The organism is Staphylococcus sp. HMSC065D05 (genome assembly GCF_001813195.1).
Classification (GTDB): Bacteria; Bacillota; Bacilli; order Staphylococcales; family Staphylococcaceae; genus Staphylococcus; species Staphylococcus epidermidis.
The window spans coordinates 81,400-95,114 of record NZ_KV811736.1; the positions used below are offsets into that span (position 1 = coordinate 81,400).

Here is a 13,715-nt window from a genome sequence, read left to right on the forward strand (position 1 = left end):
AATTGACAGCAATTTGGTCATTAGATACAGAAGCATTTTATCAGAATGCAGTAAAAGTAAAAAATAACGAGCCAATAATGGCAGTTGTAAAAAACAATGCATATCATTATGGACTTGAGTTTGCAGTGAAAACATTTTTAAAAGCGGAAATTAATACATTTAGCACAACTTCATTAAATGAAGCTATACGAGTTAGAAAAATAGCACCTGAAGCAACTATATTTTTAATGAATCCTGTTTATGATTTTGATTTAGTAAAACGTTATGATATTCATATGACACTCCCCTCTTTAAACTATTATTATAAATATAAACAAGATTTAAAAGGCATTCATGTACATTTAGAATATGAAAATTTATTACATCGTTCTGGTTTTAGAAATATCGAAGAAATACGTGAAGTTTTAAAAGATCATGATCAAAATAATCAAGATAAAATGATTATTTCAGGAATATGGACGCATTTTGGCTATGCAGACGAATTTGACGTAGATGAATATAAAATGGAACGTGATGCTTGGTTAAACTTGATAAATACACTTTTAAATGAAAATTATCATTTTGATATGATACATTCACAAAATAGTGCAAGTTATTTTCGTGAGAATCAAATGTTACTTCCTCATCACACTCATGCTAGAGTTGGAATTGCCCTTTATGGTTCAAGACCATATAGTCTTATAAATGAAGAACGCATTACTCAATCTTTGACTGTTAAAGGTAATGTTATACAAGTTCGTGATGTAAATAAAGGTGATTATTGTGGATATAGTTTCGCCTTCGAAGTAAAGAATGACCACACTCAATTAGCTGTTGTTGATATAGGTTATGGCGATGGTATTCTAAAATCAAGAGCAAAACACGAAGCTATAATTAATGGTAAGCGATATCCAATTAGAGCATTAATGATGAGTCATATGTTTATTGAAGTTGATGACGAAGTTCATGCACAAGACGAAGTCATATTATATAATAAGGATATACGCATAGATGAATTTACATTTAAAGGTGTTGGCGCAAATTCAGAACAATTAAGCGCAATGAATCACGATTCTCTTATAAAGGAGTATTTATAAATGGTAGTTAATTATAACGATAACGGCGAACTGACAATGGGAGGTACAAGCTTAAAAACTATTGCACAAAGTTTTGGTACACCCTCGATTGTTTACGATGAAGACCAAATTCGTAATCAGATAAGACGATATCATAAAGCATTTGAAGCAAGTGGTTTAAGCTACAATATATCTTATGCCTCAAAAGCTTTCACATGTATTCAGATGGTCAAATTAATTGATGAAGAAAATTTACAATTAGATGTTGTTTCTGAAGGTGAACTTTATACTGCTCTTGAAGCAGGATTTGATTCGAAACGTATTCACTTCCATGGGAACAACAAGACGAAACGCGAGATTCAATATGCATTAGATAATCAGATTGGTTATTTTGTAGTGGATACGCTCGAGGAAATAGATCTTATTGATAAATATGCTGATAGTAATGTGGATGTTGTATTACGTGTGAACCCTGGTGTTGAAGCACATACACATAAATTTATTCAAACTGGACAGGAAGATAGTAAATTTGGATTATCAATCAAACACGGTCTAGCATTAAATGCAGTTAATAAAGTAAAAGCAACGAAACATTTGCAACTTAAAGGAATACATTTCCATATTGGCTCTCAAATCGAAGGCACTGAGGCGATGATTAAGACAGCTAAAATTGTGCTTAATTGGTTAGTAAGTGAACGAATTGAAGTGAGTTTGCTTAACATAGGTGGTGGTTTCGGAATTAAATATGTCGAAGGAGATGAAAGCTTCCCTATTGAGCAAGGAATATCTGAAATTACTGAAGCTATTAAAGAAACTGCACAAGCATTGCAGTACAATATTCCTGAAATTGGGATAGAACCTGGCCGTTCAATTGTTGGAGAAGCAGGTATCACTTTATATGAGGTTGGTACAATTAAAGATATTCCTGGAGTTAATAAATATGTATCAGTTGATGGCGGAATGAGTGATCACATACGAACTGCACTTTATGGTGCACAGTATGAGGCGTTGTTAGTTAACAGAAATGAAAAAGCTAATGAATCTGTAACAATTGCAGGTAAACTCTGTGAATCTGGTGATATTATCGTACGAGATGCTCAATTACCCTCTTCTGTTCATAGAGGTGATTATCTAGCAGTACTTTCTACTGGTGCGTATCATTATTCAATGGCTTCAAATTATAATCAAATGCAAAAACCTTCAGTATTTTTCTTGAAAGATGGAAAAGCACGTGAAGTGATTAAACGTCAATCATTGAGACAATTAATTATTAATGATACAAAATAATTCTAAAAAGTGAGCGAGTAAAAGCGCATCTACTATCAATATGATATCGCTTAAAAACTATTTAAAAACGCCTTGGATAGGTTCAGTATATCTATCCGAGGCGTTTTTACTTACTTTAAATTAAATGAAATTTAAAATTGAATTTTTCTGAAAATACTAATTGCTAAGAGGTAAATAATGATTATATAAACAATAGTAATAGAGCTCATTATTGATAAGTTTAAAATAAAACTTTTATCGGTATCTAAATTTGTGAAATTTGAAGGGAAAAACTTGATTTTATTAATATTGTCTGTAATCTTTATGACCACATAACATAAAATCATACTGATATATGAATAAATTATTTAGTCTTAATTTTTCAATTTTAAAATTTACCATTTAATGAAACGACCACGGTAACCAAAATAAAAACGACCAATTGAAACCTGCAATAATTTAAAAGGATTTGGCATAACAATATCTCCTTCCCCCTACTTATTACTTATATTATAAAGAGTTTAAAATAATAAATCAATAAATAATTATATTGTAGACTATATTATTTAATGAAAGTTTTGGAGAAGTTATGCTTTTCTTTAAACACAGACATGCAAAAAAATAATGAGATAGTCATAATTCTTATTTTGGGCATAAAAAACAGAAAGAAATTAAAATTAATTTCTTTCTGTGATACGGTATGTATTGATATAAAAAACACCTTACTGCTTGGTAAGGTGTTAGTTAAAGTCAATGATTACAATCTATTTATTATAGTTTAACAACGTTTGCAGCTTGAGGACCGCGATCGCCTTCAACTACTTCAAATTCAACTGATTGACCTTCTTCTAATGATTTGTATCCTTCTTGGTTAATTGCTGAGAAGTGTACGAATACGTCGTTTTCTCCTTCAACTTCGATGAAACCAAAACCTTTTTCGGCATTAAACCATTTAACTGTACCTTGTTTCATAACTCTGAAACCTCCAAGACTAAATTCTTTCAATATGCATTATTCGCATATTACAAAAAATACATGTCTAAAATCTAATATAAATCAAATATTCTTTGCAATATGGAATAAAACAATTGCTTAATAATCATTATAGTTTAGTCATAGCTAAATTGCAATACAATTATAGAAAATTATCATTCAATCTATTTTTGGAAGATTAAAATAAACCTCATTATTTTTTAAAATAATAAAACTATAAAATATTTGTAAATCTTCCTCACAGTCTTCACAAAAGTTTAAATCACAATTGTTGTAAAAAGCATGTATATTATACTTTCCTACTACATAATTGTCGTAACATTTCTTACTATGGTTTAGTACATTTATGTAATACTCCATCATTTGTTCGTATGTAGTAAATTCTGATTGCTCCACAATTTTTTGTGGCCAATCATCAAATAGCCACCAACCTTCGTAGTCAGCCCTGATCTTGACTACTGTCCACATAATAATTTCCCCTTCCCTACTATAAAGCTACAACAATAATTTTAACTTTTCATGTTTTAAAATCAAGTTTCAAGCCTTGTGATATAAACAATTTTTTGAATAGCAAATATTAGTTTTTTACAATTAAAATACGTATAATAAAGACAAGAGGTGATTTTATGCAACGTAAACATATTCAAGTTTTTGGTACAGTACAAGGTGTAGGATTTAGATTTTACACGCAACGTATTGCTCATCAATTTAATATTAAAGGTACAGTCCAAAATGTTGAGGACTATGTAGATATATATGCTCAGGGCGACGATACAGAATTAGAACAGTTTATTGATTCTGTGATCCAAGGTGCTTCACCGGCTTCACAAGTGTCTAATTACAATATTGAAGAATTAGACCTTGATGAATCTTTATCAGAGTTTAAGACAATTTAGGTTTATAATATAAGACTTTAATATAAAGGAAGATGACACTTGAGATATAACATTTCACGTATATTTGGAGTGTTAGTGGGTATACCAGTGGCCTTTATTGTTTGGCTTATTACTGTTTTTGCGTTGGATTTATCATTCATTATAGACATGCTTATCAGTTTTGGTAGTTTCATTGCATCATACTTCCCTACGCAAAGGCTCACTTCACGAAAGTATCTTAATGAAATTGGTTTATCAAGAAGAGATTACAGATATGTTCAATCACAGCTTCATCATGCACATACTAAAATTAGAACTATCTTAAAGTCATTTATTAATATTCGTTCAATCAAAGATTTTAGACAAGTAAATGATATATATCGAATTTCTCGTTCTATTCATACAAGCATTAAGCAAAGACCCGCGATGTTTTTTAAAGTTGAAAGCTTTTTCTATTCTCATTTAGATAATGCCCTTAACTTAGTAGACTCGTATACACGTCTTGCAAGAATGCCACGTAAGTCGCAAGATGAAAAGCTAAAATTAGAACAAACACGTATTACTCTAGATGAAATAAAAAGAACGCTCATTGCTGATCTTAAAAGGCTTAATGAGGAAGATTATGAGCGACTAGATGTTGAAATAGAATTAAATAGATTAGAACAGCAACGTCGACATAATAATTAATAGAAATGGAGAGATGAGTGAGATGGTAAGTGAACAAAGTAGTAATCAATCACATCCACTTGATTACTATATGGATAATCAATCAACTGATCATCATACAATCGCTGAAGATCTTGAAATGCAATTAACTGAAAATGATAAACAAAGAATTAAATCAATAAGTGAGCAAATTGAGCCACTTAACCATGAAGGATTATTAAAATATGGTGCTAATCTTCAACAAAAGATGTCTCATTTTTCTCATCAAATTTTAGATGACGTTCAATCAAAAGATATGGGACCAGTTGGGGAAACTTTAAGTCAATTAATGGGAAAATTAAAATCTGTAAATCCAAATGACATAAATCCAGAAAAACAATCTAGATTAAAGCGTTTATTTAAACGTACTAAAGCTTCTATTAATGAAGTGTTTTCTAGAATGCAATCTGTAAGTTCTCAAATTGATCGTATTACTATTCAATTAGAAAAACATAAAGATCAGTTAACGAAAGATGTTGAATTTCTTGATCAATTATATCAGGAAAATAAAACTTATTTTGATAACGTTTCTTTATATATCTTAGCGGCTCAGAAAAAGAAAAAAGAAATATTGACAGAAACCATACCCCAGTTACGAGAAAAGGCGCATCAAACTGGTAATCAAATGGATATTCAGGCAACTGCTGATATGGAACAGTTTGTTGATCGTTTAGATAAGCGCATTTATGATTTACAATTATCTAGGCAAATTGCTATTCAAACTGCACCTCAAATCCGTATGATACAAAATGTCAACCAAGCTTTAGCCGAAAAAATTCAAAGTTCAATTTTAACAAGTATTCCTTTATGGAAAAATCAAATGGCTATTGCCCTTACTTTGATGAGACAAAGAAATGCTGTTTCAGCACAACGTTCGGTTACCGATACTACGAATGAGTTACTTACTCAAAATGCGTCAATGTTAAAGAAAAACGCTATTGAAACGGCAGCTGAGAATGAGCGTGGCATCGTTGACATCGAAACGTTAAAGACAACACAAAATGACATTATTGAAACAATTGAACAAACACTTCAAATTCAAGAAGATGGTAGGCAGAAACGTCAAGTTGCAGAGAAGGAACTTAATGAATTAGAACAAGATTTGAAGCAGCATCTATTAGCTATGCGCAAATAATAAAAAACACTCGTCACATGTGATTTAGATTTAGTCTATCACTTATTTGACGAGTGTTTTTTATTTTAAATTTACTTATTCTTTTTGATATACAATGTTAGATTGTTTAACAAAATAACTAATCATGTAACCAACAAGAGTTGCTACAACAGCAATTGGGAACCATTCAAGTGAATATTCTTTTAAAGGTAAACTATCTATAAATGAAATACGTATCCACCCTTGTGTCGTTATTAAGCTTAAGATTGATTCAATTGCTACAATAATTAACGGTATTTGTTGTGCAATACGTTTTGTAGGTATGAAGCGAGCAATGAGTATTAACAAAATAACTGTAATAGCCACTGGATAGATTACACTGAGTACAGGGACTGACATTTTAATTACGGAATTAAGTCCTTGGTTAGCTAAAATGAAACTAACTAAAATGAAAAACACCACAAATACTTTATAAGGTATCTTAGGTATTATTCTGTGGAAATATTCACTTACTGATACGATTAATCCACAAGCAGTAGTTAAACATGCTAATGATACGATAATACCAAGTAAGTATTTTCCGAAAGTACCAAAGCCCTTCATTGCCATTGTTGTGAGTAAATACGTCCCTATATTTTGATCTTTAGCTTTCAATTCCTTTAGAGTATCTGAAGGAATATTGATATGATTGCCTATGTACCCTAGCGAAATATATATAAATACTAATGCGATTGCAGCTATGAGACCAGCAATAATGGTCTGTTTAAAGATTTTATCAGCATGCTGTATTCCTGTTGTTTTAATCGCATTAACAACAATCATTGAAAACGCAATAGAAGCAATAGCATCCATTGTAAGGTAACCTTGTGTAAATCCTTGTGAAAATCCACTTAAATTGGAATGATAAGCATTTGTCATGCCGTAATTTGAAGAATGTCCACCAAAATCTACAAAACCTTTAATGATCATAGCGACAATGGTAATAAGTAATAAAGGTGTAAGTAATGAACCAATACGATCTATCATCTTATTAGGATTCAAGCATAAATAAAGAACGATTAAAAAATAGATTACTGTAAAAATAAATAATGCTAAATTCCCACTATTATGTGCAATAGGAGTAACAGTCATTTCAAATGAAGTTGAAGCTGTACGTGGTATCGCAAATAATGGTCCTATAGTGAGATAGATGATAATCAAAAATATTAATGAAAATCGTGGTGATATTTTATTAAAAGACCCAATATAACCATGTTTATCAAGCGCGCCTACCACAACGCCAAGAAGCGGTAATCCAATACCCGTAAGTGCAAAGGCTAGTATGGCTGGCCAAAAGAAATGACCACTTTCGAGTCCAAGTTGTGTTGGAAATATAAGGTTACCTGCGCCAAAAAACATAGCGAATAAAGTAAAGCCTATAATCCACGTATTTTTATTCATAATGCTGCTCCTTTTTATCTAATAATGCAACATTCAATATTCTATCATAATAAAGAAATATTAGTCTATATAAAATTTCAGAAAATTAAAACATTATACAATTGATGTAATTACTTCGTCAAAAATACGTAATGATTTATATTAATGAAGTTACAAGTTAGAAATTTTGAATTGATAAACTAACTTTTATAAAGATTTAAGTAACAATTTTTTTAGTAATGGTGATAAGTGACTCGGTAAATGTTCCACGCCTTCGACAAATATAGCAAATTGGCCATATATGTTATGAATGGTTTGTTCGATGTCTTCAGTAATTGGCTCTTGGCTAAGAAAGACATTAAATACTTCTATACCAAATTTGCGCGCACGTTCAACAGCTTCATACGTATCTAAAATACCATCTTGACTGTAATTAAATGCAGACGGTTCTCCATCTGAGAATACGATTAAAAAGCGTTGTTCATGACTTCTTTGTAATAAACGCTCGCTCGCAATTCTGATAGCTACGCCATCACGATTATCATCTTGAGGTTCTAATGTCATGATACGTGGGCCTTCTTTTTCAAAGATAGAGTAATTATAATTAATGATTTCATCAATGATATTTGGTTGTTGACGTTCGTCAGCTTCAAAAGCATCTTCATTAAATGCTAGTATTTCATGTTTAATATTCAAAGATTTTAAAGTTTCATGGAACAAAACGACACCCTTGATCGTTTCATCCATTTTATCGTGCATACTCGCTGATGCATCGATGAGTAATGTAAATGTTGCATCGAAAGTCTTGCTTAAATCCTGTTTTTTGTAAAATAACTTAAATTGATCATCAATAAACCAATTAATAAGGTCTTTTTGTAAGCGTCCCTTTGTTAAATTGTGTCTTTCATCTTCATGTTCTCTGTCGATGGTCTTTTCGATAATTTGTATTAAATCTTTAATTTCAAACTGTACATCATTTTTTGAATATTGATAATCTATCACATTTTGCGGTGTAATATCAGGGATATTCCATTCAATACTTACGTCTTTATTAATGCCTTTTAAAGCAAAAGTCTGGTTTTGTCCTGTAAATCCACCTTCATCGTGATCAAGTGTATTTTCTGACCCTTTACCTTTTTTAGTCATCATATCAGTCATATCATCAGTGCTGTCACCTTCTCGAGCCGTATCATTATCAGCCATAACTTCACTGTTTTCACCCTCATGTAGCTCCATTTCTAAATATGCCCCGCCTTTAGACTCACTGTCTGCGGCTTTTGTTTCAGCTTCAGCTGTTTCTACATCTTCCTCTGTCTGATGATTATCTTTACCATCAGTATTGCTCGCATCTGTACGTTTTAAGTCTTCAAAACTATCTGCATAAATATCTTCATATAATTTTTGAGGTAAGTAGTAATATTCATTTAGCATATCTTCCTTTAATAAATCATCCACTTGATACATGATACGTTCTGCTAAATACATATTATCTTCTGATGTATGATTCTGAAAAATATTTGGTAAGTACTGATACATATGAACTAAAATGTCATCAAATGCTGGATGTATGGATGGAATATTAAAAAAGTTTTGACTTAAAAATGCATGCTCTAAATAAAGAAAAAGTAAATCAGTATATACAGTTTTAGTTTTGTAAAAATTAATTTGAGATTCTGTGAAAGATAATCGTGTTTCTATGCGTAAATCAATCATTTTTGTAGTGCTAGGTCTTTGTTGTCTAATATGTTCAAATATACGTACATCCTCTAAAAGTTTAAATAATTGATGAAAGAACTTAGGGTGTTCGAAATCATTGTTGTGTAAAACTTGATTGATGATTGAAAGATCCATATTCAGATATCCATACGTTGCGAGTAAGACATCTGTTTTCAGTCCAGCTTGTTCAATATGTTTCGGTCTATGAGACCAAAACCAACTCGCAATGAGTGTATTACTATAAGGATTATAGTAAGGGAATTTTTGTATTTTAACTTGTGTTTGTTCATTTTTTAAAAGTAAACGTGCTAAGTCTTGTAACATCATTACTTGTTTTGCATCTAATTGTTCATCGTTGAATTTTATAAAACGATCACTCATTTTTATCCCTCTTTAAAAATTAAGCTCGATAGCGTTAAGTATCGCTTGTTGTTCTCGCTCATCCTCTAATTTATCAATAATTGTACGTTGTACCGCACGTTCAATAGGCATGACAGTTGCTAAATCACTAAGGTCGATTAAAGCTCGAATACTTGCAGCCTCTTCAGAAATTTGACCTTGCTTGGTCATAGTACGTAAATCTTCGTTAAATTTAATGATATGTTGAATCAATTGTTCATCTTGTAATTTACTTTGCTCTTTAATGACTGTTTTAAGAATGTCACCATCTATATAATCTACTTCTATGACGATAAATCTATTTTTTAAAGCCTCATTCATTGGTAATGTTCCTACATAACCTTCATTAATAGCAGCAATTACATTAAATCCAGGAGCTGCTTTAATCACTTCACCAGTATAAGGGTTTGTCAATTGACGTCGATAATCTAATACACCGTTAAGTATAGGTAATGTTTCCGGTTTTGCCATATTAATTTCATCTATATATAAAATGTGACCTTCTTTCATTGCTTTTATTACAGGACCATCAATGAAGACAATTTCTTGGTGACCTTCTTCATTAGTTTGAATTGTTTTAAAACCTAATAAGCTTTCAGTATCTAGATCTACTGAACAATTAACTTGATGCATAGGTAAATTCATAACATGACTTAACGTTTCGGCAAGCTTGGTTTTTCCTGATCCTGTTGGCCCTTTTAGTAGTATGTTCTTATTTAATTGAAATAAAGCTTTAGCATCCTCAAAAACTGTTTGATCTGAATTTTTGTAAACTGTTTGTACCATAATTCCCATCCTTTAATGTTAAAAAAGACTAAGACATTAGTTTTTGGTGCATAGTCTTAGTCTTATTTAAAATGATTAAAATAAATGACTTATTTAGTCATTATTGAGTTAATGTAAACTGATGATTGAAAAATATATCCATTGCAATGATAACGTATTTAGTTGAAAGAGATTAAATTATATCTCTTTGAAGTAGTCTTTGTAATAGCCACCTACTAAACCTGAATTATCTATAATTTGATAATATTCTTCAGTTTCGTTAATAACATCATACTGTTTGCCGATAGTTAGCATATCTGCAACTGTAAATTTTTTGGCATCAGTATTTGTCACTTCTACTTTTTTAATTGGTGTACGTTCTTTCCAAGTTTCATGTAACATGTAATAACCATCCTTAAATCATATTTACTTTTCAAGTGTATAAATAAATGAAATGCCACTATTTTCAGTGATTCTAAGAGATTCTGAAGTATCCTGTTCAAGAGTTTGATATGGAACACCTATCTCATCTAAACGATTTTTTGCTTGAAGATACAATTGAGTATCACTTGTAGAGAATTCCACTTGCTCAATAGGCCCGTGTGTATTCATTTGAATATCTTCATCGCTTTCAAATAAATGGATTTCACCACCAAGACCACCTTCACCTATACGAAACACTTGAATAGGTTGTTGTGCATCTTCATGTGGAAGATATTCAGCAAATAAATCTAATTGAAATACTTGTGTGAGAATAGAAGTGGTGACAGATAACTCGTTCACCTTAATAATGACTGGACCTAAGCCTTGAACTTGATGTAAAGGGTTAACAGGACTATCGAAAGTAGGCATACCTAAGCCTATACCAGTATTTAACTCGTTAGAATAAATATCAAATTTTTGTTGATTATGATCTTTAAAAGTGAAATGTTTAAGTCCATTAAGTTCAGTGATTGAACTATAGGATATATTAAACTTGTCAAAAATAGTTTGATATTCTACTAATCCAGAATCAGAAGGTGTTCTAAGTCCAACACTATCTATGTGTGGATTTTTATAATCTTCCTCTGGAACCTCAACAAAGTGAACACGCGTTCCAGGACTTAAATTAGCGTCACCAAATCTTATGGCATGTTCATTTTTAGTTGAATGTTGTAAACCAATGATGTGGTTAAATAATTCTTTCGTTTTAGATAAATCGTTCGTTCCTAAAGTGACACTTCTAAGTCCACTCATTAACTGACACTCCTCTATTTATCTTTACAGATAACATTATAACGTATTTTGTAACACTTGAATATGATGAACACTCATATAAAGATAGATATTTATTTGTTGTTGATTTATTATTTATTAGAAAAATAAAACATACAGATTGGCTAAATATTTTGTATGTATTAAAATGTAATTAAAGAAGTAATCAAGGAGGCATGAGTATGTCTAATTTATGGATTATATTTGCAGTTACTGTACTAATAGCAGTTTATTCCGCAATTGAGGTATTTACAAATTTAAATCATAAACAACAACCAAGATTTAAATATTTTACTATCGCATTTGTTGTGTTTATTATCTTAGCGATTATAGAAGTTATATTTCTTGCTCAATGATGGATGAATTTAAAAAGTTATAGTTTACCTGTAAAGAAATCGGTGCTATTTAATTTCTTCACAGGTATTTTTATTTGCATTCGATACTATTTTTAGTTTTTTATTAGAATGAACGATTCTTATATTTAAAATTACTTTTGATCTGATTTAGTGAAAATCATAATATTTAAACCAATTAAGATTATAATATAAATAAAGATAGTAAAAGTTTTTATTAGCAACATAGCATTATCAGGGGTATCAGATTTAAAAAGTGTAATTAAATCTCCAATTGGAGGAACTGCCCATAATATATAATTCAGTAATGAATATGATTGTACTAAAGAAGGACGACTGAGACTAACAATTATTATAAGCGCTATAAATAGGAAAGTGTACTTATAAGATAAGAAATTAATATTATGAATTAAAGTAGAAATGAGCATCCCAATAATGCTTACAACAATATGTAACGTTAGTGCGATTATATATTGATTGAGAGTAATATCTTCGGAAAACCTATTTAGTATTAATGGGTAGAATAAAGATAGTAAAATTAACATTAAATGAATTAAAGATATGAAAAACCACTTACTAATGAGAAAAAGTAATTTAGATTCTAATTGGGTAAAGAGCAAATATTTTTCGTTCAAAGATTCTAAATTCCAAATGCTAATAGTTAACCAACACGAGATAATCAATAAGCCTATACTGCTAGATGCATAACTAGAAAGAATAGGTTGACCTTTGTATAAATATTGAATGATGATCCATATCACAAAGAAGAGTATAGGTGGTATAAATTGATAAGATTTAAAATAATTTCTAAACTGATATTGTGTAAATGCAATCAAAAGTTTTTCACATCCTTAATCTCAAGAATTTCACAGTTATGCACGATTAATTGTTTCAGTACTAAATTCAAATCGTTTTGATTAGTTTGGATGGATATTTTGTTATTGTCAGTATATGTAATTTTTTGATTTTGTATTTCTTTTAGTAAGTTAATTGTAACAGAATCATTTTTAACTACAATTAGTTTTGAAGTAACTACTAAATGATTTTTATTTATATCGTTAATATAAAAAATACCTGTTTCAATATTTAAGATATGCGTAGTAATATTTATAAGTTGATTCAATTCATGAGATGTTAAAATAATTGTTGATGATAATTTTAACCACTCTAGATAATTTATCAGAAATTTTGTAGCATTCTGATCTAATCCAGAAAATGGTTCATCTAAAATATATATGTCAGCGTTTTTAATTAAACATTGAATAACATTGACTTTCTGCTTTGTACTTTTTGAACAGTCTTTTAATTTTTGGTTCAAAAATGACGATAATTTAAGATGATTTATAAGGTAATTAAGTTTGACTTTAGTTTGATTATTAGAATGAACTTTTAATAGAAATTCAAAATATTCGTTAATCGTTAAACTTAAATTATTAGGAAAGATATCTACAGCATAACTAATTTTGCCATTTATTAATAATGATCCATCAAATTGAGTAATTAAACCAGCAATAATTTTTAAAGTTATACTTTTACCTGAACCATTTTTACCATTTACTAACGTTATTGAATGTTTCGGTACTCTAAAATTTAAATCATTAAGTATGTTTTGCTTATTAAATTGTTTTGTAATGTGAACTCCTTCAATAGCACTAAGTGACATTTTTTACTCCTAATAAATATAGTATACGTTTAATATATATTCTATCAATAAATAGTTCAATTTTCCTAATACCTAGTGCATATTAAACAAAAAAACAACGACGATTTTGGACTGACCCCAATTAGTGGGAATTATATA

The 13,715-nt window shown here is 30.2% G+C and carries 14 protein-coding genes and 1 pseudogene; 6 read left to right on the top strand and 9 right to left on the bottom strand.

Annotation, left to right across the window (positions count from 1 at the left end; all coding sequences use genetic code 11):
- The first annotated feature begins 2 nt into the window (after nucleotides 1-2).
- Together HMPREF2897_RS03540 and lysA are read left to right on the top strand one after the other, a co-directional pair.
- Nucleotides 3-1,076: an alanine racemase gene (locus HMPREF2897_RS03540; RefSeq protein ID WP_002476122.1), complete on the top strand. Its 1,074-nt coding sequence runs from the start codon at nucleotides 3-5 to the stop codon at nucleotides 1,074-1,076.
- A complete protein-coding gene (gene lysA, locus HMPREF2897_RS03545; RefSeq protein WP_070592686.1) occupies nucleotides 1,077-2,342 on the top strand; it encodes a diaminopimelate decarboxylase in 1,266 nt (421 codons plus the stop codon). It begins immediately after the preceding gene.
- Nucleotides 2,343-2,473: 131 nt separating this feature from the next.
- Here the strand turns inward: lysA and HMPREF2897_RS12165 are convergent.
- The 3 genes and pseudogenes from HMPREF2897_RS12165 to msaA form a co-directional block, all read right to left on the bottom strand.
- Nucleotides 2,474-2,674 (bottom strand): annotated as a pseudogene (locus HMPREF2897_RS12165) (hypothetical protein); the annotation flags it as partial.
- 418 nt (nucleotides 2,675-3,092) lie between these two features.
- Nucleotides 3,093-3,293 carry a cold shock protein CspA gene (gene cspA / locus HMPREF2897_RS03550; protein ID WP_001831260.1) on the bottom strand — a complete coding sequence of 67 codons (201 nt, stop codon included), beginning with the start codon at nucleotides 3,291-3,293 and terminating at the stop codon, nucleotides 3,093-3,095.
- Nucleotides 3,294-3,473: 180 nt separating this feature from the next.
- On the bottom strand, nucleotides 3,474-3,782 hold the full coding sequence (msaA, locus tag HMPREF2897_RS03555) for a regulatory protein MsaA (protein ID WP_002446415.1): 309 nt from the start codon (nucleotides 3,780-3,782) through the stop codon (nucleotides 3,474-3,476).
- A gap of 158 nt (nucleotides 3,783-3,940) precedes the next feature.
- Between msaA and HMPREF2897_RS03560 the strand changes: the two genes are divergently transcribed.
- From HMPREF2897_RS03560 to HMPREF2897_RS03570, 3 genes are read left to right on the top strand one after another with little or no spacing between them, the layout of a single operon-like run.
- On the top strand, nucleotides 3,941-4,210 hold the full coding sequence (locus HMPREF2897_RS03560; protein ID WP_001831190.1) for an acylphosphatase: 270 nt from the start codon (nucleotides 3,941-3,943) through the stop codon (nucleotides 4,208-4,210).
- A 39-nt stretch (nucleotides 4,211-4,249) separates the two neighbouring features.
- Nucleotides 4,250-4,876 carry a 5-bromo-4-chloroindolyl phosphate hydrolysis family protein gene (locus HMPREF2897_RS03565; RefSeq protein WP_002495747.1) on the top strand — a complete coding sequence of 209 codons (627 nt, stop codon included), beginning with the start codon at nucleotides 4,250-4,252 and terminating at the stop codon, nucleotides 4,874-4,876.
- A 22-nt stretch (nucleotides 4,877-4,898) separates the two neighbouring features.
- Nucleotides 4,899-6,029: a toxic anion resistance protein gene (locus tag HMPREF2897_RS03570; RefSeq protein ID WP_002489995.1), complete on the top strand. Its 1,131-nt coding sequence runs from the start codon at nucleotides 4,899-4,901 to the stop codon at nucleotides 6,027-6,029.
- A gap of 75 nt (nucleotides 6,030-6,104) precedes the next feature.
- Here the strand turns inward: HMPREF2897_RS03570 and brnQ are convergent, their stop codons facing one another.
- From brnQ to HMPREF2897_RS03595, 5 genes are all read right to left on the bottom strand, one after another.
- On the bottom strand, nucleotides 6,105-7,448 hold the full coding sequence (brnQ, locus tag HMPREF2897_RS03575; protein ID WP_002476126.1) for a branched-chain amino acid-like transporter carrier protein BrnQ3: 1,344 nt from the start codon (nucleotides 7,446-7,448) through the stop codon (nucleotides 6,105-6,107).
- A gap of 186 nt (nucleotides 7,449-7,634) precedes the next feature.
- Complete coding sequence (locus tag HMPREF2897_RS03580; RefSeq protein ID WP_002486102.1) at nucleotides 7,635-9,524, bottom strand: vWA domain-containing protein; 1,890 nt, start codon at nucleotides 9,522-9,524, stop codon at nucleotides 7,635-7,637.
- A 12-nt stretch (nucleotides 9,525-9,536) separates the two neighbouring features.
- Complete coding sequence (locus tag HMPREF2897_RS03585) at nucleotides 9,537-10,328, bottom strand: ATP-binding protein (protein WP_002457650.1); 792 nt, start codon at nucleotides 10,326-10,328, stop codon at nucleotides 9,537-9,539.
- 177 nt (nucleotides 10,329-10,505) lie between these two features.
- The gene (locus HMPREF2897_RS03590; protein ID WP_001831030.1) at nucleotides 10,506-10,709 is read right to left on the bottom strand and encodes a DUF6501 family protein; all 204 of its coding nucleotides are present in this window, start codon (nucleotides 10,707-10,709) and stop codon (nucleotides 10,506-10,508) included.
- 24 nt (nucleotides 10,710-10,733) lie between these two features.
- Nucleotides 10,734-11,543, bottom strand: a complete 810-nt coding sequence (locus HMPREF2897_RS03595; protein WP_002491006.1) for a VOC family protein — start codon at nucleotides 11,541-11,543, stop codon at nucleotides 10,734-10,736.
- Between the two features lie 200 nt (nucleotides 11,544-11,743).
- Here HMPREF2897_RS03595 and HMPREF2897_RS03600 point away from each other — a divergent pair, with 200 nt between their 5' ends.
- Complete coding sequence (locus HMPREF2897_RS03600; protein ID WP_001831077.1) at nucleotides 11,744-11,917, top strand: hypothetical protein; 174 nt, start codon at nucleotides 11,744-11,746, stop codon at nucleotides 11,915-11,917.
- A gap of 829 nt (nucleotides 11,918-12,746) precedes the next feature.
- Here HMPREF2897_RS03600 and HMPREF2897_RS03610 read toward each other — a convergent pair.
- Nucleotides 12,747-13,577, bottom strand: coding sequence for an ATP-binding cassette domain-containing protein (locus HMPREF2897_RS03610; protein WP_070592687.1), 831 nt, complete (start codon nucleotides 13,575-13,577; stop codon nucleotides 12,747-12,749).
- Between the last annotated feature and the right edge of the window lie 138 nt (nucleotides 13,578-13,715).

Excerpts from the sequence above, each read along its gene's own strand:
- HMPREF2897_RS03560 (WP_001831190.1), top strand. The coding sequence starts at position 3,941 with ATGCAACGTAAACATATTCAAGTTTTTGGTACAGTACAAGGTGTAGGA.
- HMPREF2897_RS03600 (WP_001831077.1), top strand. The coding sequence starts at position 11,744 with ATGTCTAATTTATGGATTATATTTGCAGTTACTGTACTAATAGCAGTT.
- HMPREF2897_RS03595 (WP_002491006.1), bottom strand. The coding sequence starts at position 11,543 with ATGAGTGGACTTAGAAGTGTCACTTTAGGAACGAACGATTTATCTAAA.
- lysA (WP_070592686.1), top strand. The coding sequence starts at position 1,077 with ATGGTAGTTAATTATAACGATAACGGCGAACTGACAATGGGAGGTACA.
- cspA (WP_001831260.1), bottom strand. The coding sequence starts at position 3,293 with ATGAAACAAGGTACAGTTAAATGGTTTAATGCCGAAAAAGGTTTTGGT.
- HMPREF2897_RS03610 (WP_070592687.1), bottom strand. The coding sequence starts at position 13,577 with ATGTCACTTAGTGCTATTGAAGGAGTTCACATTACAAAACAATTTAAT.
- HMPREF2897_RS03580 (WP_002486102.1), bottom strand. The coding sequence starts at position 9,524 with ATGAGTGATCGTTTTATAAAATTCAACGATGAACAATTAGATGCAAAA.
- msaA (WP_002446415.1), bottom strand. The coding sequence starts at position 3,782 with ATGTGGACAGTAGTCAAGATCAGGGCTGACTACGAAGGTTGGTGGCTA.
- HMPREF2897_RS03590 (WP_001831030.1), bottom strand. The coding sequence starts at position 10,709 with ATGTTACATGAAACTTGGAAAGAACGTACACCAATTAAAAAAGTAGAA.
- HMPREF2897_RS03570 (WP_002489995.1), top strand. The coding sequence starts at position 4,899 with ATGGTAAGTGAACAAAGTAGTAATCAATCACATCCACTTGATTACTAT.
- brnQ (WP_002476126.1), bottom strand. The coding sequence starts at position 7,448 with ATGAATAAAAATACGTGGATTATAGGCTTTACTTTATTCGCTATGTTT.
- HMPREF2897_RS03585 (WP_002457650.1), bottom strand. The coding sequence starts at position 10,328 with ATGGTACAAACAGTTTACAAAAATTCAGATCAAACAGTTTTTGAGGAT.